This window comes from Moritella sp. F3 (assembly GCF_015082335.1).
GTDB lineage: Bacteria > Pseudomonadota > Gammaproteobacteria > Enterobacterales > Moritellaceae > Moritella.
Genome location: NZ_BLRL01000131.1, coordinates 1 through 245 on the forward strand (window position 1 = coordinate 1; position 245 = coordinate 245).

At 44.9% G+C, this 245-nt stretch carries 1 pseudogene; it reads left to right on the forward strand.

Features of this window, described 5'->3' with window-relative positions:
- Positions 1–245, forward strand: a pseudogene (locus JFU56_RS22675) (long-chain fatty acid--CoA ligase); the annotation flags it as partial.

Below are 245 nucleotides of genomic sequence, written 5' to 3' on the forward strand. Positions count from 1 at the left end.
GTATTAAAGAATTGATGAAGACCTCTGGCGGTAAGTACATTGCACCGCAAGTGGTTGAAGGCGCGATTGGTAAAGATCACTTTATCGAACAGATTGCCGTTATCGCTGATACGCGCAAATTCGTTTCTGCGCTGATCGTTCCTTGTTATGACTCGCTAGAAGAGTATGCCAAAGAGCTGAATATCAAGTATCACGACCGTGTTGAGCTTGTTAAGCACCACCAGATTGTCGAGATGCTAGAGAAG